This window comes from Bradyrhizobium sp. NDS-1 (genome assembly GCF_032918005.1).
GTDB classification, from domain to species: domain Bacteria; phylum Pseudomonadota; class Alphaproteobacteria; order Rhizobiales; family Xanthobacteraceae; genus Bradyrhizobium; species Bradyrhizobium tunisiense.
The window spans coordinates 594,340-620,432 of sequence record NZ_CP136628.1; the positions used below are offsets into that span (position 1 = coordinate 594,340).

Sequence of the window (26,093 nt, forward strand, 5' to 3'; positions counted from 1 at the left end):
GGCTCGGCTATCTGCGTGGCTCGTCTCAACCATCGGAGCCACGCATGCCTCCCGCCGTTCTCGCGCTCACCGCCGGTGCCTTTGGCATCGGCACCACGGAATTCATCATCATGGGCCTCCTGCTCCAGGTCGCCGCCGACATGCACGTTTCCGTGCCGGTCGCCGGGCTGCTCATCTCCGGCTATGCTCTCGGCGTATTCGTCGGTGCGCCCGTCCTGACGCTCGCCACACGGCGGATGCCGCGGAAAACCGTGCTGCTCGCGCTGATGGCGATCTTCACATTGGGCAATGCCGCCTGCGCGCTGGCGCCGAACTACGAATTGCTGATGGCCGCGCGGGTGCTGACCTCGCTTGCCCACGGGACCTTCTTCGGCGTCGGGTCGGTGGTCGCGACCAGCCTCGTCCCCGAGGACAAGCGGGCCTCGGCGATATCCACCATGTTCATCGGCCTCACGGTCGCGACGCTGCTGGGCGTGCCCTTCGGCGCCTGGTTCGGCCTGCTGCTCGGCTGGCGCGCGGCGTTCTGGGCCGTGACGGTCATCGGCGTGATCGCCTTTGCGGTGGTCGCCGCGCTCGTTCCCGACCATGTCGGCAACGGCGACAAGCCGGTCTCTCTTGCCGAGGAAGTCGCCGTGCTCAGCCGTCCGCAGGTGCTGCTTGGCCTTGCCATGACCGTGTTCGGCTTCGCCGGCCTTTTCGTCGTCTTCACCTACATTCAGCCCATCCTGACGCGCTTCACCGGATTCTCGGAAGAAGCGGTCTCGCCGATCCTGCTGGTGTTCGGCGTCGGACTCGCAATCGGCAACGTCGCCGGCGGCAAGCTTGCGGACCGCGGCCTCGCCGGTGCACTGGTCGGGACGCTCGCCGCGCTCGCCATCGCGCTTCTCGGGCTCGCCGCGGTGCTGTCGGTCAAGTTTGCGGCGATCGTGCTGATCCTGCTGCTCGGCGTCGCCGCCTTTGCTACCGTCGCCCCGCTCCAGCTTCGCGTGCTGGAGGCGGCCGGCGCCAACGGGCGCACGCTCGCCTCCAGCCTCAACATCGCCGCGTTCAATCTCGGCAACGCGCTCGGCGCCTGGGCCGGCGGCGTCGCCATCGATCGCGGACTCGGCCTCTCCGCGCTGCCGCTGGTCGCGGCCGGCATTACGACGATCGGCCTCGTGCTCGCACTGTGGAGCCTCCGGCTCGACCGCGCGCCGGTCGCCGTCGCAGCGTGTCCTGCGGAGTAGAGCGAAGGCGTGAGGCTCGCTGACGAGTGGTCGCATCGATCCTGACGCCAACTCGCCATGCAGAAACGCACCTGTACAGGACCGAATGCGGTCCGTAACCTCCGCCGCGCAATTCAAGGAGATGCTGGCGTGGCGAAGAAGACGGCGACCAAAAAGAAAAGTGTCTTGAAGAAAGCGGCGAAGACTCCGAGCAAGGCGAGCTCCGGCCGCAAGAGCGCGGTCGCGAAGCCGACCGGCAAGGCGGCACGAGGGAAGTCCACCGCACCACGCCGTCCCAAGGGATCGGCCTGGCAATGGTCGGCAGTGGAGACCGCGGCCGCGATCCGGTCCGGCGCCATCTCCGCAGTCGAGACGGTCGAGGCGCATCTCGAACGGATGCGCGCCGTCAATCCGAAGCTGAATGCGGTCGTCGTCGATCTCGGCGAGGAAGCGCTGAAAGCGGCCCATGCAGCCGACAAGCAGCGCGCCAAGGGCGGTGCGCTCGGCCTTCTGCATGGGGTGCCCATAACGATCAAGGAAAACGTCGATTACGAGGGCCGACCGAACTTCAACGGCGTTCCCGCCAACAAGGACCTCGTCGCGCCGTCGGACGCGCCTGTTGTCCGCAACCTGAAGAAGGCCGGCGCGATCGTCATCGGGCTCACCAACACGCCGGAATTCTCCTTCCGCGGCTTCACCGACAATCCCCTGCACGGGCTGACGCTCAATCCGTGGGATCCAAACATCACCTGCGGCGGCTCCTCGGGCGGCGCGGGTTCGGCGGTCGCCGCCGGCATCGGCACCATCGCCCATGGCAACGACATCGGCGGCTCGCTGCGCTGGCCGGCGCATTGCAACGGTGTTGCCACCATCAAGCCGACGCAAGGGCGCATTCCCGCGTTCAACGAGAGCGCAACCTCCGAGCGGCCGATGCTGGCGCATCTGATGTCGGCACAGGGGCCGCTCGCCCGCCACGTCGGCGACGTCCGTCTTGCGCTGGAGGTGATGAGCCAGCGCGATCCGCGCGATCCCTGGTGGGTGCCGGCGCCGCTGGTCGGCGCGAGACCGAAGGGGCCGATCAAGGTGGCCCTGGCCAAGATTCCCGACGACATGGACGTCGATCCGTCGGTCGCCGCGGCGCTGCGCCAGGCCGCCGACCATCTCGAACGGTCCGGCTACCGCGTCAGCGAGGTCGAGGTACCCGACATCAACGGTGTCTGGCAGACCTGGTGCGACATCATCACCAACGAGACCGTGGTGATGCAGGAAGCCTCCATGCTGAAGGTGACTTCGGAAGACTTCCACAAGGCCTGGGGCGGCATGAAGGCCAAGGCCAACGTGCTCGATCTCAAGGCCTGGATGCAGGCGACCGCCGCGCGTAACGGGCATATCCGCGCCTGGCAGTTGTTCTTCGAGGACTATCCGATCGTGCTTGCGCCGACCACGGTGAAGCCGACGCCGGGCCCGCGCGATGACACCGTCAGCCCCGAGCGCGTGCGCGAGATCTTCTGGGGCGAGATCCGCTTCATCTCCGCAATCAACGTGCTGGGCCTGCCCGGCGCCGTGGTGCCGGTGGCGCTCCACGACGGCAAGCCCATCGGCGTGCAGCTCATCGCCGGGCGCTATCGCGAGGATCTCGCGCTCGATGCGGCGGCCGCGATCGAGAAGCGCGCCGGCGTGCTCGCCCACAGGCTGTGGGAGCAGATGGCTTAGGTGTGCCTTCCCTATTGCGGCGTCGATCTGCCTTCTCCAAGTCGGGAGAAGGCAGACGGCACGGCGAGCTGCGGCAAGACGCAGCATTTGTTAATGCGCATTAACCCGAATGCCGGTCAATTTTCCAGCGAGCGTTAGGGTTACTTCCTCGATCTCTAAGCGAATTATTGTCCGCTTTACCACCCGCCTCTAACACGAGGACGGCGGACAACGCACATGCCTCATACAGGCCAATAAGTGCGGCCCGCTCCACGCGGAGGTGGCACGATGCGCAACGAGACGATCGCTATTCACGCCGGCTACGAGCCCGAGGCGACCACGCACGCGGTCGCGGTGCCGATTTACCAGACCGCTGCCTACGCCTTCGACAGCGCCGATCACGGCGCGGCGCTCTTCAATCTCGAGGCTGAAGGTTTCCGCTACAGCCGTATCGCCAATCCGACCAGCGCGGTGCTGGAGAAGCGTATCGCCCAGCTCGAAGGCGGCGTCGGCGCGCTCGCGGTTGCGACCGGCCAGGCGGCGCTGCATTTTGCCTTCGTCAACGTCGCCGACCACGGCGGCAACATCGTGTCCGTGCCGCAGCTCTACGGCACCACGCACACGCTGCTCTCCCACATCCTGCCGCGCCAGGGCATCACCGGCCGCTTCGCCGAGAGCGACAAGCCCGAGGCGATCGAGAAGCTGATCGACGAGAACACCCGCGCCGTGTTCGCAGAGACCATCGGCAATCCCGCCGGCAATGTCTGCGACATCGAGGCGCTGGCCAAGGTCGCGCATGCGCATGGCGTGCCGCTGATCGTCGACAACACGGTGGCAACTCCGATTCTGCTCAAGCCGTTCGACTACGGCGCCGACATCGCCGTGCACTCGCTGACCAAATTCCTGGGCGGTCACGGCACCACGCTCGGCGGCGCCATCGTCGACTCCGGAAATTTCCCGTGGGCGAAATACGCAGACCGCTTCCCCGCCTACAACAAGCCCGACGCTTCCTATCACGGCCTCGTCTATGCCGAGCGTTTCGGCCGCACCGCCTATATCGAGCGCGCGCGCAGCGTCTATCAGCGCACCATGGGCTCGGTGCTGTCGCCATTCAACGCCTTCCTGCTGCTCCAGGGCATCGAGACCGTAGCGCTGCGCATGGAGCGCCATGTCGAGAACGCCCGCAAGGTCGCCGAATTCCTGCGCAAGGATTCGCGGGTCGCCTGGGTCAATTACACCGGCTTTCCCGACAGTCCCTATTATCCGCTGGTGCAGAAATATCTCGACGGCAACGCCTCCTCGCTGTTCACCTTCGGCATCAAGGGCGGGATGGAGGCCGGCAAGTCCTTCTATGATGCGCTGAAGCTGATCACGCGCCTCGTCAATATCGGCGATGCTAAGTCGCTGGCCTGTCATCCGGCCTCGACCACCCACCGGCAGATGTCGGCGGAGCAGCAGCGCGCTGCCGGCGTGCTGCCGGAGACCATCCGGCTCTCGATCGGCATCGAGCATGTCTCCGATATCATCGAGGATATTGATCAGGCGCTGGACAAGGCCTGTCGGTCAGCGCGCCTCGAGGCCGCGGAGTAGGCGGCAGCGCCCATGACGATCTTGATCGACAGGGATCAAGTCATCTCGAGCCCGGCGCTGGTGCCGACCGAGCGCGATTTCGCGCGAGAACATGGTCCCGAACTCACGATCGGGCTCGTCAACAACATGCCGGATCCGGCGCTGAAGGCGACCGAGCGGCAGTTCATGAAGCTGCTCCAGGCCGCAGCAGGTCCGTGCCGCATCCGCTTCCACTGCTTCTCGCTTCCCAGTGTGAAGCGCTCGCCGGAAGCGAGGTGGCATGTCGAGAGCGAATATTCGGATCTTTCCGATCTCAAGCGTCAGAAATTCGACGGGCTGATCGTGACCGGCGCCGAGCCTGTCGCGCCCGAGCTCGATCAGGAGCCGTACTGGCGCGATCTTACCGACCTCATCGACTGGGCCAAGGCCAGCACGCGCTCGACGATCTGGTCGTGCCTTGCCGCGCATGCGGCAGTGCTGCACCTCGACGGCATCGAACGGCGACGGCTGCGGGCCAAATGCCACGGCATCTTCGATTGCGACGCCATGACGAACGATTCCCTGACGCGCGCCGCGCCGGCGCCACTGAAGGTCTCGCATTCGCGGTTGAACGAGATTGCGGAGAGCGACCTGGTGCAGGCCGGCTATCAGGTGCTGACACGCTCGGCCCTTGCAGGTGTCGACGTATTCGTTCGCCAATATGCCAGCCGCTTCGTGTTTTTCCAGGGGCATCCGGAATACGACGCGCTGTCGCTCCAGCGCGAATATCTGCGCGACATCGGCCGCTATCTCGCGCGTGAACGCGAGAATTATCCGCGCCTGCCCGTGAGCTATTTTGACGCAGCGACGGAAGAGAAACTGTCCCGTTTCGAGAAGAAAGCGGTGCACCAGCGCCATCCGGCGCTCGCCAACGAGTTGCCCGGGCTGAATTTGCGCGCCGATATCGGCGCCGGCAGCGCGGCGGCGGTGCTCTTCCGCAACTGGCTGCAGTATCTCAGCCTGGAAGCCGATGCATCGGTCCCTGCGCATCAGCCGAAGGATGTTGGTTCCGCGTTAGGATTACCCAAGCGTTAGGCTTGCCTCGACCGGCGCGCGAATGTTTCATTACGGCAACAACGGAATCACCGGAAACGCAGTCGTGTGGTCGGCACTCCAGGGACGCGTGAGCAATCGGTTGGCCCGGCATTTCCGCGCCGCGCCGCACCGGCTGCCTGCCCATGCGCCGATGGTGAGCTTCACCTTCGACGATGCCCCCGACAGCGCGGCAGGCGAGGGCGCCGAGCTTCTGGAAAAGCATGGCGGCCGCGGGACGTTCTATCTCGCCGGCAGCCTGATCGATCGTCCGTCGGACCACTGGCACGGGCTGTCGAACGACGCCATCGTGCGACTTCACCGCGCCGGTCACGAGATCGCCTGCCACACCTTCTCGCACCAGAGCTCGGCCAGTCTCGATGAAGCAGCGATGGCTCGCGAGATCGAGCGGAACCGCGCTTATTTTCGTGGAATCGATTCCTCGATCAAGCTGGAGAACTTCGCCTATCCCTATGGGATCGCCTCGGTCTGGCGCAAGCCGCAGCTCGCCAGGGCCTTCCGTTCGGCGCGTGGTATTCTCCCCGGCGTCAACAGCGACGTCATCGACCTCCAGTTCCTGCGCGCGTCGCCCCTGGTCGATTGCGAGATCGATCAAGCGGGGGTCGATCGCTACTTCGATGAGGCGGTCGCGAGCGGGGGATGGCTCATCTTCTATGGCCACGACATAACGAACGCGCCGAGTCCCTATGGCTGCACTCCCGGCCTGATGCGACATGCGCTGGATGCGGCCCAGAGGCGTGGCATGCCCATTGTGACTGTCGCGGAAGCCTTGCGACGAATCGGGGCGTAGTGTCTTCTTCCTTTCTCCCCTTGTGGGAGAAGGTGGCGCGAAGCGCCGGATGAGGGGTATGTCTCCTCAAACTCATATCTGCGTTCGCGGATAGAATCCCTCACCCGTCTCGCCGCTCACGCGGCGAGCCACCCTCTCCGACAAGGAGCCCACAAGGGGCGAGGGGAAGATAATATCCTGCACCCGAAACACTCTTGCCACGCCGACGCCAGCATGCGACTGGCCTTGTGACGAATCCCACGGTCGATCCTGTCCCGCCCATGTCCGTTCCTTCCACCGCTCCGCCCGCGCCGACCAACGGCCGCGATGCGCTGTCGGTGCTGCATTCCATCTTCGGCCTGCCGGGTTTTCGCGGCGCGCAGGGAGAGATCGTCAGGCACGTCACGGGCGGTGGCAATTGCCTGGTGCTGATGCCGACCGGCGGCGGCAAGTCGCTGTGCTATCAACTTCCTTCCTTGCTGCGTGAAGGCTGCGGCATCGTGGTGTCGCCGCTGATCGCGTTGATGCGCGATCAGGTCGCCGGCCTGATCGAAGCCGGCGTCAATGCCGCCGCGCTGAATTCGTCACTGTCGTTCCAGGAAGCCTCCGACATCGAACGCCGCCTGCTCGCGGGCGATCTCGATCTGCTTTATGTCGCGCCGGAGCGTCTGGTGACGCCGCGCTGCCTGTCGCTGCTGGCGCAGGCCAAGGTGGCGCTGTTCGCGATCGACGAGGCGCATTGCGTCTCGCAATGGGGCCATGACTTTCGCCCCGAATATGTCGGCCTCTCCATCATCGCCGAGCGCTTTCCCGACGTGCCGCGCATCGCGCTGACCGCGACCGCCGACGATCTGACGCGCAAGGAGATCGTCGCGCGGCTTCAATTGACGGACGCGCCGCAATTCGTCTCGAGCTTCGACCGGCCCAACATCCGTTACGAGATCGTCGACAAGCGCAACGCCGTATCGCAGCTGAAGGAATTCATCCGGGAGCGTCACGCGGGCGATGCCGGCGTGGTCTATTGCCTGTCCCGCAACCGGGTCGAGGAGGTCGCCGCCGCGCTTGACGACGCCGGCATTGCGGCGCTGCCCTACCACGCCGGGCTCGACAGCCAGGTGCGCTCGCGCAACCAGGACCGCTTTCTCAACGAGGACGGCATCGTTATCGTCGCGACGGTCGCGTTCGGCATGGGCATCGACAAGCCCGACGTGCGCTTCGTCGCCCATCTCGACCTGCCCAAGAGCATCGAGGCCTATTACCAGGAGACGGGCCGCGCCGGCCGTGACGGCAAGCCGTCGGCGGCCTGGATGGCCTATGGGCTCTCCGACATCGTGCAGCAGCGGCGCATGATCGACGAGTCCAGCGCCTCCGACGAATTCAAGCGGGTCTCGATCGGCAAGCTCGATGCGCTGGTCGGACTTGCCGAAACGCCGCACTGCCGGCGCCGGCGGCTGCTCGCCTATTTCGGCGAGATCGTGATGGGCGAGACCTGCGGCAATTGCGACAACTGCCTGACGCCGCCGAAAATGCGCGACGGCAAGGTGCTGGCGCAGAAGCTGTTGTCCTGCGTCTACCGCACCGGACAGCGGTTTGGAGCGATGCATCTGATCGACGTGCTGGTCGGACGCCTGACCGAGAAGGTGACGCAGTTCGGCCACGACAAATTGTCGGTGTTCGGCATCGGCCGCGAGCTCAATGAAAAGCAGTGGCGCACAGTGCTCCGGCAGTTGGTGGCGATGGGACATCTGCACAGCGACAGCGAGGCTTTCGGCGCGCTGAAGCTGACCGAGACCGCGCGCGGCGTGCTGCGCGGGGAGACCGAGGTGTGGCTGCGCGAGGAAGCGCCCGGCGCGCGTATTCGCGCCAGTCGCGGCAAATCGCGCCGCGGTGATCTCGCGCCTGCGGCCAGCGCGCCGCAAGGCGATGTCGATCCGGAGCTGCGCGCGCGGCTGCGGTCCTGGCGCTCGGACATCGCCCGCGAACGCGGCGTACCGGCCTATGTCGTGCTGCATGATGCCACCATCGACGGCATCGTCCGGGCTTGGCCAACCACTCTCGACGAACTCCGCAACGTCCCCGGCATCGGCGACAAGAAGCTCGAGCATTACGGCGACGAACTGCTACAGATCGTCAGGACGCGGTAGGGCGCTGGTGCGCTCAATTCTCTCAACACGTCATCCCGGACAAGCGCGCCTAAAGCGCGCGCAGATCCGGGATCCATAACCACAGGCCGGTGTGGGTACGGCAGGCTGGCGACCACGAGTCTTCGCAAAACGACTGCTGCGGCGTATGGGTCCCGGGTCTGCGCTTACGCTTGCCCGGGACGACAGCGGTGTGCCAGGCGAGAGCTACGCCTTCCACTCACCCATTCCGGAACGCATACGCATATCCATTCAGTGCGGGGGCGCCGCCGAGATGGGCGTACAGAATCTTCGCGCCCTTCTCGAAATAGCCCTTCTTCGCAAGATCGATCAGGCCCTGCATCGACTTGCCCTCGTAGACGGGGTCGGTGATCATGCCTTCGAGACGTGCGCTGAGGCGGATGGCCTCCTTGGTCTCCTCCGACGGCACGCCATAGGCGGGATAGGCGTAATCCTCGATCAGCACGACGTCGTCAGCGACGAGCTCCTTGCCGAGCTCGACGAGCTTGGCGGTGTTTTGCGCGATCTCCAGCACCTGGGCCTTGGTCTGTTCGGGCGTGAAGGAGGCATCGATGCCGATCACTTTGCGCGCGCGGCCGTCGGCAGCGAAGCCCACCAGCATGCCGGCATGGGTCGAGCCAGTGACCGTGCAGACCACGATGTAGTCGAACTTGAAGCCGAGCTCGGCTTCCTGCTTGCGCACCTCCTCGGCGAAGCCGACATAGCCGAGACCGCCAAATTTGTGCACGGAGGCTCCGGCAGGAATCGCGTAAGGCTTGCCGCCCGCGGCCTTCACTTCCTCGATCGCCTGCTCCCAGCTCTTGCGGATACCGATGTCGAAGCCGTCGTCGACGAGGCGCACGTCGGCGCCCATGATGCGCGAGAGCATGATGTTGCCGACGCGGTCATAGACGGCGTCCTCGTGCGGCACCCAGGCTTCCTGCACCAGACGACACTTCATGCCGATCTTGGCCGCGACGGCGGCGATCATGCGGGTGTGGTTCGACTGCACGCCGCCGATCGAGACCAACGTGTCGGCGTTGGAGGCGATCGCGTCGGGAATGATATATTCGAGCTTGCGCAGCTTGTTGCCGCCATAGGCAAGGCCCGAATTGCAGTCCTCGCGCTTGGCATAGACCTCGACCTGGCCGCCGAGATGTTTTGACAGCCGCTCCAGCTTCTCGATGGGCGTCGGGCCGAAGGTCAGCTTGTATCGCGGAAATTTATCGAGCTTCATGGGTCATCCCGATTGGCGTTGATGTCCGTCGTTGCCTAGCATCGCCTTGGAAAAATGTGCTTTCGAATATTGCGCCCATATTGCGCTTGTTCTTGCGAAAATGGCCCTATTCGCTAAGATTTCTTCCGTAGGTCCGCTCTTTTATGGAAGTTTCTTTCATGGCATCTCGTCTCGATCGCACTGACCTTAAGATCCTGAGATTGCTGCAAAATAACGGACGGCTGAGCAATGCCGAGCTGGCCGAAACCGTCGCGATCAGCCCCGCCACCTGCCATCGCCGCACCCAGCGCCTGTTCGAGGACGGCTTCATCGCCGCCGTCCGCGCCATGATCGCCCCCAAGAAAGTGGCCAAGGGCACGCTGGTGATGGTCGGCGTCGTGCTCGACCGCTCGACGCCGGAGAGCTTCGCCATTTTCGAGCAGGCGATCGCCAGGCTGAAATTCGTGCTCGACTGCCACCTCGTCGCCGGCGACTTCGACTATTTCCTCAAGATCCGCGTCGGCGACATGGAGGATTTCAACCGCATCCACGGCGAGCAGCTCATCGCGCTGCCCGGCGTACGGCAGACCCGCACCTTCTTCGTGATGAAGGAAGTGGTCGACAACGCGCCGCTGGAATTTTGAGCGGCGTGCACGAAGCGCCCCGTGCTAGAGGGACGTCAGTTTTCGAGGAATCGTCAGGTCATGCCGATGGAGCCGCCTCCCTTCCGCCACTCCCATCCGGCCGGGCCGGCCTATCGCCGCGGCTGGGTCGATGAGGCCGTCGCCGCGATCGAGGCCGACCAGTGCCGCACCGCCGATACGCATCTGATCCGGCTCATCGTGCCGGCGCTATCAGGCATCGACATCTATCTGAAGGACGAGTCCACCCATCCGACCGGAAGCCTGAAGCATCGCCTCGCGCGCTCGCTGTTTCTCTACGCACTCTGCAACGGTCACATCCGTGAAGGCACACCTGTGGTCGAGGCCTCGTCGGGATCGACTGCGGTGTCGGAGGCCTATTTCGCAGAGATGATCGGCGTCCCCTTCTACGCCGTGATGCCGCGCACGACGTCGGCGGAGAAGATCGTCGCGATCGAGCATTATGGCGGCCATTGCCATCTGATCGACGATGGCCGCGCGCTGTATGCGGAGGCCGCCGCGCTCGCCGCTCGTCTGAACGGTCATTACATGGACCAGTTCACCTTCGCCGAGCGTGCGACCGACTGGCGCGGCAACAACAACATCGCCGAGTCGATCTTTACGCAATTGCAGGGCGAGCCGCGCCCGCTGCCGGATTGGATCGTGATGGGCGCCGGCACCGGCGGCACCTCGGCCACGATCGGGCGCTATTTGCGCTACCGGCAGTATCCGACACGGCTGTGCGTCGCCGATGTCGAGCATTCCGCCTTCTTCGACTGCTTCCGCTCGCAGGACCGCTCCCATGTCTGCGATCGTCCGTCGCTGATCGAGGGTGTTGGCCGTCCCCGTTGCGAGCCGTCCTTCGTGCCCGGCGTGGTCGACCGCATGATGAAGATTCCGGACGGGGCCACGATCGCGGCGATGAACGTGCTGTCGCGCCGGCTGCGCCGCCCGGTGGGCGGCTCCACCGGCACCAATTTCCTCGCGCTGTGCCGGCTCGCCTCGGAGATGCGTCAGGCCAACGTCGTGGGGTCGCTGGTGACGCTGATCTGCGATTCCGGCGAACGCTACCGGCAAACCTATTACGAGCCCGAATGGTTGAAGGCGCGCGGGCTCGATCCGGCGCCGTTCGAGGCGGCGCTGTCGGCATTCCTTGCGACGGGCGAGCCGCTCGCGCTCGCCGCCGACGATGTCGCAAATCCCCAGAGCGTGTGAAGCCCCGAGACGAATAGTCGAATTTGTCGGAACGCCCGCTCGCCGTGCGATGTCACGGCAACTTCACTTGCGTTGCGCCCGCACGCGGGCAAGCCTCGTCGTCTCAACGAGGAGATCTTCGCCGTGCGCCTTCCCATTCTCGATCCCAAGGACCTGTCCGCCGAACAGAAGCCGCTCTATGACGACATGCAAGCCGGCATCAAGGACCACTTCAAGGGCTTTGTGAACATGCGCGACGACGGCGCGCTGCTCGGACCCTGGAATCCCTGGATCCGCGAGCCGCGATTCGGCAAGCCGGTGTGGGAGCTGGTCAAGGCGATCGCTTCGAATCCGCTGCTGCCTGGCCCGGTGCGCGAGGTCGCGATTCTCGTCACCGGCTCGCATTTCCGCTCCGGCTACGAGCTCTATGCCCATGTGCTGGTCGCCGAGCAGCGCGGCCTGTCCGATGACAAGCTCGCGACCATCGTCGCCGGACAGCGGCCGGCGGATCTCACCAGACAGGAGGGCGTCGCCTACGACGTCGCCTCCGCACTGGTCAGTGGCGGCGTGCTGCCGGAACTGACCTGGCGCGCCGCGGTGAAGGAGTTCGGCGAGCACGGCGCGGCCGAGCTGTCCTATCTGGTGGGCGTCTATTGCATGGTCTCGGTCACGCTCAACACGTTCGATGTGCCGGTGCCCGAATAGCAGCGGCTTCACTCCGCCGCCTTGTTTAACGGCGGCGGCGGCACAAAGGCGATGCAGCGGTTGCGGCCCTCGGCCTTGGCCTGATAGAGCGCCTGATCGGACGCGCTCATCAGCGCGTCGATGCCCGACATGCTGACGGCGGCCTCCGCGATGCCAATGCTTACGGTGACCCCGAACTGAATCTCGCCGGCTGCGATCTGCGCGCTCATCACGCGCTTGCGGATGCGATCTGCGACAGTCCTAGCGCGCGACAGGCTGGTCTCGGGCAGCAGCACCGCGAACTCCTCACCGCCGAGGCGGCCGACGAGGTCCGATTTGCGCTTGCCGTCGAGGCACGCGGCGGCAACCGCCCTGATCGCAGCGTCGCCCACGGCATGGCCGTAGCGGTCGTTGACCGACTTGAAGTGGTCGATGTCGAGCATCAGCACCGAGACGGAGCGATAATAGCGCTGGAACCGGCTCCATTCCGCATCGAGGGATTCGAGGAAGTGGCGGCGGTTGTAGAGGCCGGTAAGAGAGTCGGTGGTCGCGAGCGTCTCCAGCATCGCGGCCTTTTGCGTGAGGTCGGTGATGTCGACATAAGTCAACATGCGGCCGCCATTCGACATCGTGGTGCAATGAGCCCTGATGCGTCGTCCGTCCGGCGTTTGCAGATCGCGCACATGGTCGCCGTCCCTGACCTCTGCGACCCGCCTGGCTGGAAATTTCGACAGCTCATTTGCCGGAAGATCCGGCGCGCTGGCGCGATGGACCCGGCTCACCAGTGATGCATAGGTCGGTCGGCTCTCCGCCTCCTGTTCGCTCACTTCCCAGAACCTTCGCATCCGTCGGTTCATGAAGCTGGCGTTGAGATCGCGATCGAGCAGCAGCACGCCGTCCTCGACATTTTCCAGCGCGTCGCGCAGCAACTTCAGCTCGTCGGAATAGCGCACGATGTCGGTGACTGGCGTATAGGTCAGCATTCGCCCGCCGTCGGGCAGGGGGGTGCACTGCATCCGAACGACGTCGCCCTTGGTGCGGCGCAGATCGAGCGGCGAGGCGTCACCCGCCTGGACGTGACGGACCCGCTCTGCGACGTAAGCTTCAAGTTCAGCCGGCGGAATCTCGTAAGCAAGTGTATCGCGGCCGTGATGCATCAGCGTCACGAATGACGGATTGCTGTTGGCGACCTCGTCCGGCAATAGCCACATCTCCCGGAAGGCACGGTTGATCAACTTTGCGCGGAGCTTTGCATCCAGCAGCACGATGCCGAGCGGGACGAAGTCAAGCGCTGCGCGAAGTGCGAGCATCTGCCCGCGTATCAGCGCGTCGGACGAGCGCTCCCGCTCCTCGCCGCCGAGGCGCTCAATGCTGCCCGGCTGTTCGAAGGCGACGCCGACCTGGCGGTCCGATCGCCAGACCACCCGGCAGGTCAGGACCTCGCGCCCCGCGAGCCTGAGCTGGAAGCGCTCGGGCACGCCGAGGCCGCTCTCCATCTCCAGCGTCGCCGCCTCCTCGGTCAGCCGACGCACGACGCAATCGATCGTCGACTGGCCGAAATTGAAGAAGATCTTCCCAGCAAGTAGCGTCCGTTCCGGAACCAGATGGGACATTCGCAGCCTCCCGCGTGACTCGGCCCAGTCTGTCGCAAGCATATTGCCGAGAGGTAACTGGATGAGCCGGCGGCCATAAGACCAACCGGCAGTCCTTGGCCGGGAGAAGCCACCACGGGGGTCCGAAGCCGTGCGAAAATCCTTCATCGTCAAGGCCGGCCCAGTGCGACCGCCCTGCGATGCCGGAACAAGCGGCAGATTGGCTTTACCAGCTATCCACCATGATCGCAGTCAATTGCGCACGGCGTAAAGCGGCGTTCGCAAGGTCAGCTGGTAGGCCGGCTTCGGCGTCCAGGCGATCTGCGCGGTAATGCCGAACAGCCGGTTGTCATTGTCATCCATGCGGTCGAGGTCGAGCCGCAGGATGGGCTGCGTGAAGGACTCGGCCAGCGTCCGTCCGCCAAGCTGCGCGCCGCCGAACGACTGCACGCCGAGGCGGCCGGTAAACTTCCAGTTGCTCGGCCATTGGTAATAGCCGCCAGCATAGACGATGGTGTTCGGCCGGATGTGGGCGAACGGGCTGGCGATGGTGGTGTAGGTATGTTGCATGCCGGCGAGCCAGCCCCGCGTCTCGTCTTCGTCCAGCGCGTAGTCGAATTCCAGGATGTTGTTGAGCGAGTTCGTCATGCCCTGATCGTTCGGCACCGATTGGGTCAAGGTCGATTGCAGCGTAATGGTCGGTATCGTCCCGCCATTCTGCTGGTAGAGGTCGGCCTGCACGCCGATGTTCCAACTGGTGATGTCGAACGTCGACCAGCCACCGCCAATGTCGGTCGTCGAGCCCGACACGCCGCCATAAAGCGAGACGCGGTCGTTGACGTCGACGGTCAGCGGCAGGTCAACGGCAATCGATTTCGCGGCCGGCAGGCCGTTCGGTAGCGTTGCGCCTCTGCGCACCGCGAGAGCTTGGAGCGCCGCCGATAGCGACGTGGTGCCGAAACCGAGTCCGAGCGTCCCCGCTGGAATCGACGCATAGCTCGTACGCAGATCAAGGTAAATGTTCGGGATCGCTGGTTTCGCCGGTGCATCCTCCTCATCTTCCGCGGAGAAGGCGGCGCTGGCCGAAATCGTCAGGCAGGCCAGTCCCATCGCGACGGCGCGCAAGCTCGGACGATGCGATGGGCTGTGAGGAGACACGTGACAATCCGGCGCGCGGGCAAATCGCGTGCTAGATGGAACGTGATCGCTCCCGCGGTCAAGCGCTATCGGCAAGCCATGGACTGCATCGACAGGCGCGGCTACCCTGTCGCGATTGCACCGACACGCTCGCCGGCCGGAGCAGGCCGGGACAATGGAGGACGACAGCCATGACCACGTCACGCCGCATCCTGCTCGCCGGAATGGCAGGGCTCGCCGTCGCTCCGGCCGCAATGGCAGCCACCCCCGTGCCGGCGCGCGATGACACCACGGTCGCGGAAGAACGCTTTGCGCGCATGATTGCCGCCGCGCATGCGCCCGACGTCACTTGCGCCCGGCAGGCGGAGCGTTATGCGGACATGCATTGGCCTGACTATGTCACGGCAGCCAGGGCCGTGCTCGACGCGCGCGTATGATTTCGCGCTACTTCTCCACCGCTCGGCGCACCTGCTCGCCGATCTGCGACAGCACGAGTTGCGCCTGCGGCAGGATCGCGCCCATGGCGTGGAAATTGTGAACCATGCCGTCGTGGCAGACATGCTCGACGGCGACGCCTGCGGCGAGCAGCTTGCGGGCATAGGCATTGCCCTCGTCGCGCATCGGGTCGTACTCGGCGGTGTGGATGATCGCGGTCGGCAGCCCTGTGAGCCGTGTGGCGCGCAAGGGGGAAACGCGGGGATCGGCCGTGTCGATGTCGTCGGGCAGATAGTCGGACAGATCGGCTTCGATCGTGACCCGATCGATCAGATGGCCTTCGGCGAATTCCTCGCGTGAGGGCGAGGTCTCCTCGAAGTCCAGCACCGGGCAGATCAGGCATTGCGCGGCGATGGCAAGGCCCGCGGTCTGCGCCGCCTCCTGGCACACGATCGCAGCGAGCGTTGCACCGGCGGAATCGCCGCCGACCACCAGACGGTCTGCGTGGATACCGAGCGACGCGGCCTCGCGCGCGACCCATTCGGTGGCAGCGATCGCATCGTCGACGGCGGCAGGAAACCTGTGCTCGGGCGCGAGCCGGTAGTCGACCGAGACGAGGCGGCAACCGGTGGCATGCGCCAGCGCGGCCGCGATGCGATCATGCGTGGCGATGCTGCCAGCGACGAGGCCGCCGCCATGAAAGAACACGAAGCCGGGTGCAAGCTCGTCGGCATTTGCAGGCGTGTAGAGCCGATAGGGCAGTTCGCCGGCGCGGCCAGGCAGCTTGCCGTCGCGCGTCGTCACATCCGGCGCATCGGTGCGCGCGAACTGCATCAGCTTGGCCAGCGATTGCCGCCGCGCCTCTACGCTCGGCCGGTTTTTCGCCTGCGGCGCAGCCGCGGCCATCATGGTCAACAAGCGCTTTGCGAGCGGATCGAGCGGCATGGCGAACTCCGTATCATTGCCCGCATTATAGCCTGTTTGGCTTGTCTGCCTTCCAGCAGAGGGTGCTAACCAGGCAGCAAATCGTTTAGAAATTAGGACAATAGTGCCCGGATATTCCAAGGGAGGCCGGGTATGGCCGAAATCAAGAAGCCGATCGAATATTCGCCGAGCTGGACCTTCTTCGAGGGTAAATGGCACGACGGCAACGTGCCGATCATGGGGCCGCGCACTCACGCCGCCTGGCTCGGCTCGGTGGTGTTCGACGGTGCCCGCGCGTTCGAAGGCGTCGCGCCCGATCTCGACCGTCACGTCGCGCGCGCCAATCAATCCGCGATCAGTTTTGGCCTGAAGCCGGTGGTCGATACCGGCACCTGGCTCGCGCTCGCAAGCGAAGGCATCGCACGCTTTGCGCCCAATGCCGAGCTCTATGTCCGTCCAATGTATTGGGCGCAGAACGGCTCGGGCGGCGGTGTGCTGTTCGACCCCGAGACCACCAGTTGGTGCCTGTGCATCTACGAGGCGCCGATGCCAAAGCCCGTCGGAAACGCCATCACCCTGTCGCCGTTCCGCAGGCCCACCGCCGAATGCGCGCCGGTGGAGGCGAAGGCGGCCTGCCTCTATCCGAACAATTCGCGTGCGCTCGCGGAAGCCGCTTCCCGCGGCTTCCAGAACGCGTTGATGCTCGACATGCTCGGCAATGTCGCGGAGTTCGGCAATTCCAACGTGTTCATGGCCAGGGACGGCGTGGTGTTCACGCCGGTGCCCAACGGCACCTTCCTCAACGGCATCACGCGCCAGCGCGTCATGAACCTGCTCCGCGGCGACGGCGTCACCGTGGTCGAGAAGACGTTGCGCTATGCCGACTTCCTGGCCGCGGACGAGATCTTCTCCACCGGCAATTTCGCCAAGGTCGCGCCCGTCATCCGCATCGACGGGCGCGAGCTGAAGCCGGGCCCTTTCTACACCAAAGCGCGAAAGCTCTATTGGGACTTCGCGCATGCGGTAAAGCCGGCGGCTTAGGCTCGCATGCGCGCCACGGACTCCGCTGTCATCGTCCGCGAAGGCGGACGATCCAGCATTCCAGAGGCGGGAGTGATTGACCCGATGGGCCGCGGTGTATTGGATGCCCTGCCAGCCCGGGGCATGACACCGACTTCCTAGCCCCGTCGCTCAAACCGGCTGAACTGAAACGCCTGCGTCGAATTCCACGGCGTATGATGCGTCTCGCCGCGCGTCTCCAGTAGCTCGAACTCCGGCCCCAGCTCTGCTGCAAGGCTGGCGCTGTCATGGCGCTGCACCGGCAGGCCGCTACATTTCTCCGGACCATCGGGCGCAAACGTCGCGATGATGACGTGGCCGCCGGGCGCGATAGCAGACCGCAGGCGCTCGACGTAAGCAGCTCTGTCGCGGGAATCGGTCAGGAAGTGAAACGCCGCGCGATCGTGCCATACATCGTAGATCCTCGCCGGCCGCCATGTCGTGGCGTCGGCAACGATCCAGTCGACCATTGACGCGGCTCCGCCTATCCGCTTCTTCGCCGCGTCAAGCGCGTTGGCAGAAAGATCCAGCACGGCGACGTTGCGATATCCGTCCTGCAACAACGCGTCGACCAGCCGCGAAGCGCCGCCGCCGATATCGATGATGGCGGCCTCGCGATCGGATTTGGCGGCCCTGATCATCGCGAGCGAGGTAGAGGGGCTATCCTGGAACCAGCTGACCTCGGCCTCGCCCTTGCTGGCGTAGACCGTGTCCCAATGAGAGCTTCGGTCGGACATCTCGTATCCTCCGGCTCATTCGCGTGCCGGGAGAAGGAAGATCTACTCTTCCTTCTTCGACATCCGCTCCAGGCGTTCCTGCATTTCCTTCATCTGCTGGCGCAGATCGTCGATGTTGCTGTCCTTTGGCGCCTCTGCATTCGTATCCGGCTCGGGCTCAGCGCTTGTCGCCGGGCGCGGTGGGACGAAGGGCTTGAACATGGAGAAAGTCTGCTGAAACAGTTCCATGTTGCGGCGGACCTGTTCCTCCAAGGGAGCAAAAGGAGTGCCGGACAGGCTATTGGCGATCTGCTTGCGGAACTTCTCTTGCTCCTGGGTCAGGGTCGCGATCGACTGCTCCAGATATTTCGGAACCACCATCTGCATGCTGTCGCCGTAGAAACGAATGAGCTGGCGCAGGAAGGTGGTCGGCAGCAGGTTCTGGCCCGCCTTGTTCTCCTGCTCGAAGATGATCTGGGCGAGCACGGAGCGGGTGATGTCGTCGCCGGTCTTGGCGTCATAGACCAGGAAATCTTCGCCATCCTTGACCATCGCGGCGAGGTCTTCCAGCGTCACATAGGTACTCGTTCCGGTGTTATAGAGCCGGCGGTTCGCGTATTTCTTGATGGTGGTGGGTTGGTCTGATTTCGCCATGGGCTCTCACTTGCAAGCGCGGAGAACGGGAACCCGGCGGGCGATGCCGCAGGGCGGGAAGAGTACGCAACGCAACAAAATAAGCATTTTCAAAGGGGTCACGCTACCGTTTTGTGCGGCACGGTTAATCGCGGAGCAAAATCTTGCTTGCGAAAGCGCCAAGAACGCTATTTTGAATGCGCTGCGGCATGAATTCGGTCACCGGCCGATTGACATGCCTCAACGACGTTAACAGGATGGCTGACGAGACTGGCGAGCCGTTTTCTCAAAGCCCCGCCTGCCCCCTTTAAAAAACCTCAAGCCTCAGGAGATGCCCATGTCAGACGATGTCGTCATCGTCAGCGCCGCCCGCACCCCGGTCGGAAGCTTCAACGGAGCGTTCGCGACCCTTCCCGCCCACGATCTCGGCGCCATCGCCATCAAGGCCGCGCTGGAGCGCGGTGGCATCGAGCCCGGCCGGGTCTCGGAAGTCATCATGGGGCAGATCCTGACCGCCGCCCAGGGTCAGAACCCCGCCCGCCAGGCCTCGATCGGCGCCGGTATCCCGGTGGAGAGCCCGGCCTGGGGCGTGAACCAGCTTTGCGGCTCGGGCCTGCGGACGGTCGCACTCGGCTACCAGGCGCTGCTCAACGGCGATTCCGAAATCGTGGTTGCCGGCGGCCAGGAATCCATGAGCATGGCCCCGCACGCCCAATATCTGCGTGGTGGCGTCAAGATGGGCCCCGTCGAGTTCGTCGACACGATGATCAAGGACGGTCTGTGGGATGCCTTCAACGGCTACCACATGGGCAACACCGCCGAGAACGTCGCGCGCCAGTGGCAGATCACCCGCGCTCAACAGGACGAGTTCGCGGTCGCCTCGCAGCAGAAGGCCGAGGCGGCGCAGAAGGCCGGTAAGTTCAACGACGAGATCGTCCCCGTCACCATCAAGACCCGCAAAGGTGACGTCGTCGTCAGCGCCGACGAATATCCGCGTCACGGCGCAACGCTCGACGCGATGGCCAAGCTCAAGCCGGCCTTCGAGAAGGAAGGCACGGTCACCGCGGGCTCTGCCTCCGGCATCAATGACGGCGCTGCCGCGGTGGTGCTGATGACCGCCAAGCAGGCGGCCAAGGAAGGCAAGAAGCCGCTCGCGCGAATCGTCTCCTGGGCACAGGCCGGCGTCGATCCGAAGATCATGGGCTCGGGGCCGATCCCGGCCTCGCGCGCTGCGCTGAAGAAGGCCGGCTGGAATGTCGGCGATCTCGACTTGATCGAGGCCAACGAAGCCTTCGCGGCGCAGGCCTGCGCGGTCAACAAGGACCTCGGCTGGGACACCTCCAAGGTCAACGTCAATGGCGGCGCGATCGCGATCGGCCATCCGGTCGGCGCGTCCGGCGCCCGCGTGCTGGTGACGCTGCTGCACGAAATGCAGAAGCGCGATTCGAAGAAGGGCCTTGCCACGCTGTGCATCGGCGGCGGCATGGGTATCGCGATGTGTATCGCGCGCGACTGACGATAGCTGACGTGCAGCTTACGCGCGGTGTGCGCGTGCGCTGCACACGTCAGTGAGTGCGTTGCACGCGACTAAAAAGGCAGCGGTTGCGAATCAAATATTCTTCGCAACTGCGCAAGCCTCGACTAAAGAGAAACGCCCGGCTCAACGCCGGGCGTTTTGTTCTTGATGTCCGTCAAACCAGCCGCATAATCCGCAGTTAAAAGCGATCACGTCAGAAACGTCCGAAAAGTCCAAGGGAAGGATAAGATATGGCACGTGTTGCATTGGTCACGGGTGGTACGCGGGGCATCGGTGCTGCGATCAGCAAGGCACTGAAGGCGGCCGGCTACAAGGTTGCGGCGAGCTATGCCGGCAACGACGCGGCGGCGGAGAAGTTCAAGGCCGAGACCGGCATTGCCGTCTACAAATGGGACGTCAGCAATTTCGACGCCTGCGCGGAAGGTGTGAAGAAGGTCGAGGCCGATCTCGGGCCGATCGAGGTGCTCGTCAATAATGCCGGCATCACCCGCGACACCGCCTTCCACAAGATGACGCTCGAGCAGTGGAACGCCGTCATCAACACCAATCTCGGCTCGCTCTTCAACATGACGCGCCAGGTCATCGAGGGCATGCGTTCACGCAAGTTCGGCCGCATCATCTCGATCTCGTCGATCAACGGCCAGAAGGGGCAGTTCGGTCAGGTCAACTATTCCGCGGCGAAGGCCGGGGACATCGGCTTCACCAAGGCGCTCGCGCTGGAGAATGCCAAGGGCGGCATCACCGTGAATGCGATCTGCCCCGGCTACATCAACACGGAAATGGTGCAGGCCGTGCCGAAGGACGTTCTGGAGAAGAACGTGATCCCGCAGATCCCGGTCAACCGGCTCGGCGAGCCCGAAGAGATTGCGCGCGCCGTCGTGTTCCTCGCGGCCGACGAGGCCGGCTTCGTCACGGGCTCGACCATGACCATCAACGGCGGCCAATATCAGGCCTGAGATAACGCCGGGCCCCAAGCCAAAAGCCTGTAGCTTCAGGCGCGACAAGGCGATAGTGAAGACGAAAATGCCCGGCCTCGTGCCGGGCATCATCGTCCTCGGGCCTTTGATTGATGACCCCGCGCACAGCCACGCTGATCGGATTGACCGCGATCCTGATGTGGTCGCTGCTGTCAGTAATGACGGTGGCGACCGGAAAGATCCCGGCGTTCCAGCTCGCCGCGATGACCTTCGCGATCGGCGGGCTCGTCGGTCTGCTCACCTGGATCGGCCGCGGCGAAGCGGCGAAAAGCCTGCGCCAGCCGCTCGTCGTCTGGGCCGTCGGCGTCGGCGGCCTGTTCGGCTATCACGCGCTCTATTTCCTGGCGCTTCGCTTTGCGCCGCCGGCCGAGGCCGGCCTGCTGAATTATCTCTGGCCGCTCCTGATCGTACTGTTCTCGTCGTTCCTGCCGGGTGAACGGCTCGCGCTGCATCACATCGTCGGCGCGGTGCTCGGCCTCGTCGGCACTGTGCTGCTGTTTGCCGGCAACACCAGCGGCTTTGAGCCGGGCCAGGTGCCGGGGCTGGTCGCGGCCTTCATCGCCGCCTTCGTCTGGGCAATCTATTCGGTGTCGTCGCGGCGCTTGAAGGCCGTGCCGACCGATGCGGTCGCCGGCTTCTGTCTCGCTACGGCGGTGCTCGCCGCGTTGATGCACGCAGCGCTCGAAACCACGGTGTGGCCGGAGACGAGCTTGCAATGGCTCTCCGTGATCGCGCTGGGCATCGGCCCCGTCGGTGCTGCGTTCTACGCCTGGGACATCGGCATGAAGCGTGGCGACATCCGCGTGCTCGGCGCCGCGTCCTACGCGACGCCGCTGCTCTCGACCGGATTCCTCATCGCGGCCGGCTTCGCCAAGGCCAGCGCCAACATCGCGATTGCCGCGATCCTGATCGCCGGCGGCGGCTTGATTGCCGCAAAGGACATGGTGTTGCGGAAGCGATGATCGTCATTCCGAAGGTCGCCAGCCCGGCGGGCGATACTTCGCTTCCGGAATCTGCCCGAGCTCGGAGCGCTGCAGGCGCCGTGGCGTCGTGCCGTAGAACTCCTGGAAGCTCATGATCAGCGGACGCCATTTGTCGGGATCGATGCGGTTCTTGGCGCCGTCCATCATGATGCCGGGGTGTGCATGCACGCGCGTGATGCGGACCTCGATCGCGGCGAGATGGCCGCGAAAGCTGTCGTCGTCGTGCGCCATCTCGTGCACATGCGCGACCTTGGCTTCCATCTGCACCGGACATTCGGCGGCACGCGGCGCGACGATTGTCTCGCCCCGCAGCGCCGTCAATCCGCTGAGGCCGAACTTGTCCTTTTCGTGCCGATAGCCGCGATAGAGCTTGCTGGGCGGCACCGGATCGGAGCCTGTGGTGCGGGCGAGACGGTCGACCGCGGCCACGAGGCCGGAGGACGGCAGATTGAGTGCGCATTCGCCGGTGCGAATCATGTTCTCGGTGGTCTTGGAATTGCGCGCGAGCCCGAGCATGCAGCGCCATCCCACCCACCATGCCGACGACATCGGTGCAAGATTGTAGGAGCCGTCCTCGTTGGTTGATCCGATCAGGACGACGGGTGTGCCGAAATAGAGGATTGCCGGATCGATCTGAATGATCGGGTGATCGAAGGTACCATGCATCGCTCGCTCCTGTTCTGGGAGCGCCGTCCTACGATGTGTGGGGTCGCGATCCCACCCGATTCCGGATCGCGGGTTACGGTTCCCAGCCCTTTGGCGCGAGCTCGAACTTCGCGAATTCGAACGCAGGCGCCACGGTGCAGCCGACCAGGGTCCATTCGCCCGTCGTCTCCGCCATCTGCCAGGCATTCGCCGGCACGATCGCCTGCGGGCGCTCTCCACTCGCGAGGTCCGTACCGAGCTGCACCTCATGCTGCGAGCAACCGTCATGGGCGATGCGCAGCGTCAGCGGACTGCCGGCGTAATAATGCCAGGTCTCGACCGCGTCGACGCGATGCCAGTGCGAACGCTCGCCGCTCGCGAGCAGGAAATAGATCGAGGTCGAACGCGAGCGGCCGTTGGCGTCGATCGCCTGGTCGCGGAACGTCTCGCGGTAATGCCCGCCTTCGGGATGCGGGCGGAGCTCGAGGCGCGCGATGATCTCGGCTGCGGTCGGCATCGGTCCAGTCAGGACTTTCTTCTGCAGAACTTGCTCTTCAGGACTGGTGCTTCAAGATTTGTTCTTGCGCTCGCGCAGCTCGCCGAACACCGCGGCGGCATCCGCGCCCTTCATGTGCAGCTTGGCTGCGACCGACGGTTCGTCAGCGCGCAGGAACACGTTGGCCCGCTTCTCCTCGCCAAGCAATGTCGGAATGGTCGGTTTGTTCTCGGCCCGGAGTTTCGCCACCTCCGCCGCGCGCGCCTGCAGCGCCGCATTGTCGGGATCGACGGTGAGCGCGAACTTGACGTTGGAGGCCGTGTATTCGTGTCCGCAATAGAGCTTGAAGTCGTCGGGCAGGGCACGCAGCTTCAGAAGCGAATCCCACATCATCGGGTAGGTGCCCTCGAACACGCGGCCGCAGCCGATCGAGAACAGCGTGTCGGCGGCGAAGACCGTCTTCTCCGTGTCGAACACGTAGGAGATGTGGTCGAGCGTGTGGCCGGGCGTCTCGATCACGCGCGCCAGCAGATTGCCGATCTTGACCACGTCGGCATTGGCGACGCGCAGATCGACGTCCGCGATCGCCGTGGTCTTGTCGTGCGGCGCGACGACGCGGCAATTGTATTTGCCCTTGAGCTCGGCAACGCCGCCGACATGATCGCCGTGATGATGGGTGATCAGGATGTCGGTGAGCTGCCAGCCTTCGCGGTCCAGCGCCTTCAGGATGGGGCCGGCCTCCGGCGCATCGATCGACGCCGTCGCCTTGGTTTCCACATCGTGGATCAGATAACCGAAATTGTCGTTTAAACAGGTGAAAGTACGAATTTCGGCGGCCATGTCATCTCCATCGCGCTCAGCCCGCCAGACAAATATGGCGTTAACGTTGCGCAGGCAATGCAATATTCCGCGCGCGGCGCCGGCCTTGCGCATGTTACATTGCGGTCATGACCATCGACGTCGTCGACCTCCGCGAGTTCTATTCCCGCCGCCTCGGGATTGTGGCGCGACAAATGATCAATCGCGGCATCCGGGAGCGCTGGCCGGGCGCGCAGGGCCAGCGCGTGCTCGGCCTTGGCTATCCCACGCCCTATCTGGGGTTGTTCCGGGAAGATGCCGAGCGCTGCATCGCCTTCATGCCGGCGGCCCAGGGCGTCCTGAAATGGCCGACGGGACGGCCGGCGCTGGCTTCGCTGGTCGACGAATTCTCGCTGCCGCTTCCCGACGCCGCGGTCGACCGCATCCTGCTGGTCCACGCGCTGGAGATGTCGGACGATCCGGCCGCGCTGCTGCGCGAGGTGTGGCGGGTGCTGTCGCCGTCCGGGCGCGTGATCGCGGTGATCCCGAACCGGCGTGGGGTGTGGACCCGCACCGACAGCACGCCGTTCGGTCACGGCCGGCCGTATTCGCGTTCGCAGATCACCGATCTGTTGCGCCAGACCTGGTTCACGCCGACAGCCTGGGGCGAAGCGCTGTTCATGCCGCCCTATGCCGGCGGTTGGGTGCTGAGATCGGCGCAGATGTGGGAGCGCGCCGGCGCGGCGCTGTCGCTGCCCTTTGCCGGCGTCCATATCGTGGAGGCGACCAAGCAGGTTTACCGCGCGATCCCCGCCAAGCAGCGGGCGCGGCTCATTCCGTCGCTTGCGAAGCCGGTGCTGGTGCCGTCCTCGACGGCGACGCGCAGCTAGCTTCACCTCTCCCTCGGGAGAGGTGATCCGTGCCCGGAGCGCTCACCGCTTCAGCCGACGCACAAAAAAATCGTCCCGGCGGAGCCGGGACGATTTCAGATCGGAAGAAGCCTACTCGCCGGGCGCGAGATCGTCGCTCGAGGCGGCTGGAGCCGCCTCGCGCTCGGGGCGCGGACCATGCGGCCGGCGCCGCCGGCGCGGAAAGCGTTCGCCGCCGCCGCCTTCGAAGCCGGCCTGGCCGCCGTTCGCGCCGACATTCACCTGCGGCTGCGCGCCGGTGATGAAGGAAGGCAGGCGATCGACGCCGCCGGCATCGGCGATGACGGGCTGCGGTTGGTTAGCGGGTAGCGGCTGCGGCTGGTATTGCGGCTGCGGACGATGATCACGTTCGCGGCGCTCGCGCGGCTGCTGGTTGTCACGCTGATAGGGCTGCTGGTTGTCGCGTTGCTGGTCGCGCTGATGATGATCGCGCTGGCCGTCGCGGTCGCGCACGAAAGACTGCTGCGGCGGTTGCGGGACGAAGCCCGGCTCCTGGCCGAAATTCGAGAAATTTTCGCCGTCGTCTTCGCCGTCGTCGCTATGGCTGCTGGTCGGCTCGTCACCGCGCGGCTGCTGGTTCTGGCGGAACTGCTCCTGGGCCGCCGCGATCAGGCGGAAATAATGCTCGGCATGCTGGTAGTAGTTCTCGGCCGCGACGGGGTCGCCGGAGGAGCGCGCATCGCGCGCGAGCTGGAGATACTTTTCAGCGATGTGCGAGGCGGTGCCGCGGATCTTGATGTCGGGTCCGTTGGACTCGTAGACCCGGGTCATCGGGTTCTGGCTGCGCCGGTTATTGTTGTTATTGTTATTATTGTTGCGGTTGCGCATCCGCTGCTTGTTCTGACCGTTTCTCATGTCCTGCCTTTAATTCCAGCCCTAAACGTTGCACGCATTACAGATTGCCAGGAGTGCCCGATGACAGCAGCTCACGTTGCTCGCGCGCGCCGCGCGCAAGAGTGGATCCCACCCTGCCGATGTTCGTCGACCGTCGCGTTCAACAAGGACGCGTTCCCCACCCGCCAGCACTGA

Annotated in this window: 25 protein-coding genes and 1 tRNA gene; 16 read left to right on the forward strand and 10 right to left on the reverse strand. The window is 64.7% G+C overall.

Going from position 1 to position 26,093, the window contains the following annotated elements:
- Nucleotides 1–44 precede the first annotated feature (44 nt).
- The 6 genes from RX330_RS02765 (at nucleotide 45) to recQ (ending at nucleotide 8,471) form a co-directional block, all read left to right on the forward strand.
- On the forward strand, nucleotides 45–1,226 hold the full coding sequence (locus RX330_RS02765) for an MFS transporter (protein WP_317242001.1): 1,182 nt from the start codon (nucleotides 45–47) through the stop codon (nucleotides 1,224–1,226).
- Between the two features lie 129 nt (nucleotides 1,227–1,355).
- Nucleotides 1,356–2,918 (forward strand): amidase family protein, encoded by a 1,563-nt coding sequence (locus RX330_RS02770; protein ID WP_317242002.1) that lies wholly within the window; start codon nucleotides 1,356–1,358, stop codon nucleotides 2,916–2,918.
- 267 nt (nucleotides 2,919–3,185) lie between these two features.
- Nucleotides 3,186–4,487, forward strand: coding sequence for an O-acetylhomoserine aminocarboxypropyltransferase/cysteine synthase family protein (locus RX330_RS02775; protein ID WP_317242003.1), 1,302 nt, complete (start codon nucleotides 3,186–3,188; stop codon nucleotides 4,485–4,487).
- Between the two features lie 12 nt (nucleotides 4,488–4,499).
- Complete coding sequence (locus tag RX330_RS02780) at nucleotides 4,500–5,540, forward strand: homoserine O-succinyltransferase MetA (RefSeq protein WP_317242004.1); 1,041 nt, start codon at nucleotides 4,500–4,502, stop codon at nucleotides 5,538–5,540.
- Between the two features lie 64 nt (nucleotides 5,541–5,604).
- Nucleotides 5,605–6,348, forward strand: a complete 744-nt coding sequence (locus RX330_RS02785) for a polysaccharide deacetylase family protein (RefSeq protein ID WP_317242005.1) — start codon at nucleotides 5,605–5,607, stop codon at nucleotides 6,346–6,348.
- Between the two features lie 260 nt (nucleotides 6,349–6,608).
- A complete protein-coding gene (gene recQ / locus RX330_RS02790; protein ID WP_317242006.1) occupies nucleotides 6,609–8,471 on the forward strand; it encodes a DNA helicase RecQ in 1,863 nt (620 codons plus the stop codon).
- A gap of 217 nt (nucleotides 8,472–8,688) precedes the next feature.
- Here the strand turns inward: recQ and RX330_RS02795 are convergent, their stop codons facing one another.
- Nucleotides 8,689–9,705 (reverse strand): 1-aminocyclopropane-1-carboxylate deaminase, encoded by a 1,017-nt coding sequence (locus RX330_RS02795; protein ID WP_212079495.1) that lies wholly within the window; start codon nucleotides 9,703–9,705, stop codon nucleotides 8,689–8,691.
- Between the two features lie 158 nt (nucleotides 9,706–9,863).
- On the opposite strand from RX330_RS02795, the gene RX330_RS02800 reads away from it, so the two are divergent.
- The 4 genes from RX330_RS02800 (at nucleotide 9,864) to RX330_RS02815 (ending at nucleotide 12,224) form a co-directional block, all read left to right on the forward strand.
- Complete coding sequence (locus RX330_RS02800; protein ID WP_212079496.1) at nucleotides 9,864–10,328, forward strand: Lrp/AsnC family transcriptional regulator; 465 nt, start codon at nucleotides 9,864–9,866, stop codon at nucleotides 10,326–10,328.
- Nucleotides 10,329–10,394: 66 nt separating this feature from the next.
- Complete coding sequence (locus tag RX330_RS02805) at nucleotides 10,395–11,540, forward strand: PLP-dependent cysteine synthase family protein (RefSeq protein WP_317244047.1); 1,146 nt, start codon at nucleotides 10,395–10,397, stop codon at nucleotides 11,538–11,540.
- A gap of 293 nt (nucleotides 11,541–11,833) precedes the next feature.
- Nucleotides 11,834–11,919 (forward strand) — tRNA-OTHER (locus tag RX330_RS02810).
- Complete coding sequence (locus RX330_RS02815) at nucleotides 11,889–12,224, forward strand: carboxymuconolactone decarboxylase family protein (RefSeq protein WP_212079497.1); 336 nt, start codon at nucleotides 11,889–11,891, stop codon at nucleotides 12,222–12,224. The genes RX330_RS02810 and RX330_RS02815 overlap by 31 nt, the downstream gene beginning before the upstream one ends.
- An 8-nt stretch (nucleotides 12,225–12,232) precedes the next feature.
- Here the strand turns inward: RX330_RS02815 and RX330_RS02820 are convergent, their stop codons facing one another.
- Nucleotides 12,233–13,816, reverse strand: a complete 1,584-nt coding sequence (locus RX330_RS02820) for a diguanylate cyclase (protein WP_317242007.1) — start codon at nucleotides 13,814–13,816, stop codon at nucleotides 12,233–12,235.
- 231 nt (nucleotides 13,817–14,047) lie between these two features.
- A complete protein-coding gene (locus RX330_RS02825; RefSeq protein WP_317244048.1) occupies nucleotides 14,048–14,920 on the reverse strand; it encodes a hypothetical protein in 873 nt (290 codons plus the stop codon).
- A gap of 203 nt (nucleotides 14,921–15,123) precedes the next feature.
- Here RX330_RS02825 and RX330_RS02830 point away from each other — a divergent pair, with 203 nt between their 5' ends.
- Nucleotides 15,124–15,369 (forward strand): hypothetical protein, encoded by a 246-nt coding sequence (locus RX330_RS02830; protein ID WP_212079499.1) that lies wholly within the window; start codon nucleotides 15,124–15,126, stop codon nucleotides 15,367–15,369.
- Nucleotides 15,370–15,376: 7 nt separating this feature from the next.
- Here RX330_RS02830 and RX330_RS02835 read toward each other — a convergent pair whose 3' ends face one another.
- Nucleotides 15,377–16,312: an alpha/beta hydrolase gene (locus RX330_RS02835; protein ID WP_212079500.1), complete on the reverse strand. Its 936-nt coding sequence runs from the start codon at nucleotides 16,310–16,312 to the stop codon at nucleotides 15,377–15,379.
- 132 nt (nucleotides 16,313–16,444) lie between these two features.
- Here RX330_RS02835 and RX330_RS02840 point away from each other — a divergent pair, with 132 nt between their 5' ends.
- Nucleotides 16,445–17,332: a branched-chain amino acid aminotransferase gene (locus tag RX330_RS02840; protein WP_317242008.1), complete on the forward strand. Its 888-nt coding sequence runs from the start codon at nucleotides 16,445–16,447 to the stop codon at nucleotides 17,330–17,332.
- A gap of 137 nt (nucleotides 17,333–17,469) precedes the next feature.
- On the opposite strand, the gene RX330_RS02845 is transcribed toward RX330_RS02840, so the two are convergent.
- Both RX330_RS02845 and phaR read right to left on the reverse strand, forming a co-directional pair.
- Complete coding sequence (locus RX330_RS02845) at nucleotides 17,470–18,087, reverse strand: class I SAM-dependent methyltransferase (protein ID WP_317242009.1); 618 nt, start codon at nucleotides 18,085–18,087, stop codon at nucleotides 17,470–17,472.
- A 42-nt stretch (nucleotides 18,088–18,129) separates the two neighbouring features.
- Nucleotides 18,130–18,720 (reverse strand): polyhydroxyalkanoate synthesis repressor PhaR, encoded by a 591-nt coding sequence (gene phaR / locus RX330_RS02850; RefSeq protein WP_317242010.1) that lies wholly within the window; start codon nucleotides 18,718–18,720, stop codon nucleotides 18,130–18,132.
- A 316-nt stretch (nucleotides 18,721–19,036) separates the two neighbouring features.
- Here phaR and RX330_RS02855 point away from each other — a divergent pair, with 316 nt between their 5' ends.
- The 3 genes from RX330_RS02855 (at nucleotide 19,037) to RX330_RS02865 (ending at nucleotide 22,175) form a co-directional block, all read left to right on the forward strand.
- On the forward strand, nucleotides 19,037–20,215 hold the full coding sequence (locus tag RX330_RS02855) for an acetyl-CoA C-acetyltransferase (RefSeq protein WP_212079504.1): 1,179 nt from the start codon (nucleotides 19,037–19,039) through the stop codon (nucleotides 20,213–20,215).
- Between the two features lie 251 nt (nucleotides 20,216–20,466).
- Nucleotides 20,467–21,192 (forward strand): acetoacetyl-CoA reductase, encoded by a 726-nt coding sequence (phbB, locus tag RX330_RS02860; RefSeq protein ID WP_212079505.1) that lies wholly within the window; start codon nucleotides 20,467–20,469, stop codon nucleotides 21,190–21,192.
- 113 nt (nucleotides 21,193–21,305) lie between these two features.
- A complete protein-coding gene (locus RX330_RS02865) occupies nucleotides 21,306–22,175 on the forward strand; it encodes a DMT family transporter (protein WP_212079506.1) in 870 nt (289 codons plus the stop codon).
- A 3-nt stretch (nucleotides 22,176–22,178) separates the two neighbouring features.
- Here the strand turns inward: RX330_RS02865 and RX330_RS02870 are convergent, their stop codons facing one another.
- The 3 genes from RX330_RS02870 to gloB all read right to left on the reverse strand — a co-directional run bounded on the left by RX330_RS02870 (nucleotide 22,179) and on the right by gloB (nucleotide 24,177).
- Complete coding sequence (locus RX330_RS02870) at nucleotides 22,179–22,862, reverse strand: flavin reductase family protein (protein WP_317242011.1); 684 nt, start codon at nucleotides 22,860–22,862, stop codon at nucleotides 22,179–22,181.
- Nucleotides 22,863–22,935: 73 nt separating this feature from the next.
- Complete coding sequence (locus tag RX330_RS02875) at nucleotides 22,936–23,358, reverse strand: cupin domain-containing protein (protein WP_317242012.1); 423 nt, start codon at nucleotides 23,356–23,358, stop codon at nucleotides 22,936–22,938.
- A gap of 51 nt (nucleotides 23,359–23,409) precedes the next feature.
- Nucleotides 23,410–24,177: a hydroxyacylglutathione hydrolase gene (gene gloB, locus RX330_RS02880; RefSeq protein ID WP_317242013.1), complete on the reverse strand. Its 768-nt coding sequence runs from the start codon at nucleotides 24,175–24,177 to the stop codon at nucleotides 23,410–23,412.
- Nucleotides 24,178–24,284: 107 nt separating this feature from the next.
- Between gloB and RX330_RS02885 the strand changes: the two genes are divergently transcribed.
- Complete coding sequence (locus RX330_RS02885; protein WP_317242014.1) at nucleotides 24,285–25,025, forward strand: methyltransferase domain-containing protein; 741 nt, start codon at nucleotides 24,285–24,287, stop codon at nucleotides 25,023–25,025.
- A 111-nt stretch (nucleotides 25,026–25,136) separates the two neighbouring features.
- Here the strand turns inward: RX330_RS02885 and RX330_RS02890 are convergent, their stop codons facing one another.
- Nucleotides 25,137–25,919 carry a DUF4167 domain-containing protein gene (locus RX330_RS02890; RefSeq protein ID WP_317242015.1) on the reverse strand — a complete coding sequence of 261 codons (783 nt, stop codon included), beginning with the start codon at nucleotides 25,917–25,919 and terminating at the stop codon, nucleotides 25,137–25,139.
- Nucleotides 25,920–26,093: the final 174 nt, after the last annotated feature.

What these genes read in the sequence shown, in the direction of transcription:
- RX330_RS02765 (WP_317242001.1), top strand. Translation starts at nt 45, where the DNA reads ATGCCTCCCGCCGTTCTCGCGCTCACCGCCGGTGCCTTTGGCATCGGC.
- RX330_RS02775 (WP_317242003.1), top strand. Translation starts at nt 3,186, where the DNA reads ATGCGCAACGAGACGATCGCTATTCACGCCGGCTACGAGCCCGAGGCG.
- RX330_RS02780 (WP_317242004.1), top strand. Translation starts at nt 4,500, where the DNA reads ATGACGATCTTGATCGACAGGGATCAAGTCATCTCGAGCCCGGCGCTG.
- recQ (WP_317242006.1), top strand. Translation starts at nt 6,609, where the DNA reads ATGTCCGTTCCTTCCACCGCTCCGCCCGCGCCGACCAACGGCCGCGAT.
- RX330_RS02795 (WP_212079495.1), bottom strand. Translation starts at nt 9,705, where the DNA reads ATGAAGCTCGATAAATTTCCGCGATACAAGCTGACCTTCGGCCCGACG.
- RX330_RS02800 (WP_212079496.1), top strand. Translation starts at nt 9,864, where the DNA reads ATGGCATCTCGTCTCGATCGCACTGACCTTAAGATCCTGAGATTGCTG.
- RX330_RS02805 (WP_317244047.1), top strand. Translation starts at nt 10,395, where the DNA reads ATGGAGCCGCCTCCCTTCCGCCACTCCCATCCGGCCGGGCCGGCCTAT.
- RX330_RS02820 (WP_317242007.1), bottom strand. Translation starts at nt 13,816, where the DNA reads ATGTCCCATCTGGTTCCGGAACGGACGCTACTTGCTGGGAAGATCTTC.
- RX330_RS02830 (WP_212079499.1), top strand. Translation starts at nt 15,124, where the DNA reads ATGACCACGTCACGCCGCATCCTGCTCGCCGGAATGGCAGGGCTCGCC.
- RX330_RS02835 (WP_212079500.1), bottom strand. Translation starts at nt 16,312, where the DNA reads ATGCCGCTCGATCCGCTCGCAAAGCGCTTGTTGACCATGATGGCCGCG.
- RX330_RS02840 (WP_317242008.1), top strand. Translation starts at nt 16,445, where the DNA reads ATGGCCGAAATCAAGAAGCCGATCGAATATTCGCCGAGCTGGACCTTC.
- RX330_RS02845 (WP_317242009.1), bottom strand. Translation starts at nt 18,087, where the DNA reads ATGTCCGACCGAAGCTCTCATTGGGACACGGTCTACGCCAGCAAGGGC.
- phaR (WP_317242010.1), bottom strand. Translation starts at nt 18,720, where the DNA reads ATGGCGAAATCAGACCAACCCACCACCATCAAGAAATACGCGAACCGC.
- RX330_RS02855 (WP_212079504.1), top strand. Translation starts at nt 19,037, where the DNA reads ATGTCAGACGATGTCGTCATCGTCAGCGCCGCCCGCACCCCGGTCGGA.
- phbB (WP_212079505.1), top strand. Translation starts at nt 20,467, where the DNA reads ATGGCACGTGTTGCATTGGTCACGGGTGGTACGCGGGGCATCGGTGCT.
- RX330_RS02865 (WP_212079506.1), top strand. Translation starts at nt 21,306, where the DNA reads ATGACCCCGCGCACAGCCACGCTGATCGGATTGACCGCGATCCTGATG.
- RX330_RS02870 (WP_317242011.1), bottom strand. Translation starts at nt 22,862, where the DNA reads ATGCATGGTACCTTCGATCACCCGATCATTCAGATCGATCCGGCAATC.
- RX330_RS02875 (WP_317242012.1), bottom strand. Translation starts at nt 23,358, where the DNA reads ATGCCGACCGCAGCCGAGATCATCGCGCGCCTCGAGCTCCGCCCGCAT.
- gloB (WP_317242013.1), bottom strand. Translation starts at nt 24,177, where the DNA reads ATGGCCGCCGAAATTCGTACTTTCACCTGTTTAAACGACAATTTCGGT.
- RX330_RS02885 (WP_317242014.1), top strand. Translation starts at nt 24,285, where the DNA reads ATGACCATCGACGTCGTCGACCTCCGCGAGTTCTATTCCCGCCGCCTC.
- RX330_RS02890 (WP_317242015.1), bottom strand. Translation starts at nt 25,919, where the DNA reads ATGAGAAACGGTCAGAACAAGCAGCGGATGCGCAACCGCAACAATAAT.